This window comes from Aromatoleum toluvorans, assembly GCF_012910905.1.
Lineage (GTDB): Bacteria > Pseudomonadota > Gammaproteobacteria > Burkholderiales > Rhodocyclaceae > Aromatoleum > Aromatoleum toluvorans.
Map to the genome: position 1 here is coordinate 1 of NZ_WTVN01000087.1, position 1,218 is coordinate 1,218.

General features: G+C 61.7%; 1 protein-coding gene. It reads right to left on the reverse strand.

Annotated elements, in window-relative coordinates:
• Positions 1–146 precede the first annotated feature (146 nt).
• A complete protein-coding gene (locus tag GPA22_RS22410; protein ID WP_169258283.1) occupies positions 147–1,130 on the reverse strand; it encodes an IS5 family transposase in 984 nt (327 codons plus the stop codon).
• Positions 1,131–1,218 lie beyond the last annotated feature (88 nt).

A 1,218-nucleotide genomic window follows, 5' to 3' on the forward strand; every position in this document is an offset into this window, starting at 1 on the left:
GGAGACGCTGAATAAATGACGAACTCGTCGTCGGTGATCGCCCTCGGCAACGTTCGGCCTGAGAACTTCGTCGGAGCGCTCGCGGAATGGTTCGCGCAGACGGTTGTTCGGGGCGTGTTCAACGTGCGTTCTTCGATTTTCATCATTCAGGACGCACTGCCGGCGTCGGGCACGAGCAGTCGCCGGCGCGCCATGACCAGATTGGCGAGCCCGAAGAGCGAGAACAACTGCGCGGTGTTCTTCGCCAACCCGCGGTAACGCGTCTTGCGATGACGAAACAGGTTCTTCACGACATGGAAAGGATGCTCGACCTTTGCCCGCATGCGTGCCTTGGCCTGCTCGTACTGTTCAAGCAGTCGGTCCAGACGGCTGGTCCCCAGCGTCTTGCGCTTGCCCGGCCGCATCGCGACGTGCCAGTTGATCGTGCGGTTCTTGTTTTCGTCGCGCTTGTGCACGCCCTGATAGCCGGCGTCGCCGAGCACATCGGTCTCATCACCGTGCAACAGCGCATGCGCCTGCGTGACGTCCGCGACATTGGCAGCGGTGCCGACCAGGGTATGGACCAGACCGGAATCGGCATCGACACCGATGTGCGCCTTCATGCCAAAATGCCACTGCTTGCCTTTCTTGGCTTGATGCATCTCGGGGTCGCGAGCTTGCTCCCGATTCTTGGTCGAGGGTGGCGCGGCGATCAGCGTGGCGTCGACGATCGTGCCTTCGCGCATCATCAAGCCCTTCTGTGCGAGGTGGGCATTGATCGTCTCGAAGATCTTGCGCGTCAGCTCGTGGGTCTCGAGCAGACGCCGGAACTTGAGCAGCGTCGTGGCATCCGGGGCGGACTCGCGCGCCAGATCGATACCCACAAAGCGCCGGATCGACTGGCTATCGTAGACGGCGTCCTCAATCCCTTCGTCCGACAGCCCGAAGCACTGCTGCGCCACGTACATCCGCAGCATTCGCTCCAGGCCAATCGGCGGACGACCACGACCTTCTCCCCTCGGGTAGTGCGGTTCGAGTTCGGCCGCCAACGCCGACCAAGGCGTTACCGCCTCGATCTCGGCCAGGAACCGATCGCGCCGCGTCAGCTTCTTCTTCGCAGCGTACTCAAGGTCGGAAAAGCTCGATTGCATGCTCAGTCTCGGAGGCCATGGGCTGACAGAATTATCTCAAACGCATCGATCGCACGGGGCGACGGTGTCCGAATAAATCAGCGTCTCC

Bases quoted from the DNA above. Each gene is read 5' to 3' on its own strand.
- GPA22_RS22410 (WP_169258283.1), bottom strand. From the start codon at position 1,130: ATGCAATCGAGCTTTTCCGACCTTGAGTACGCTGCGAAGAAGAAGCTG.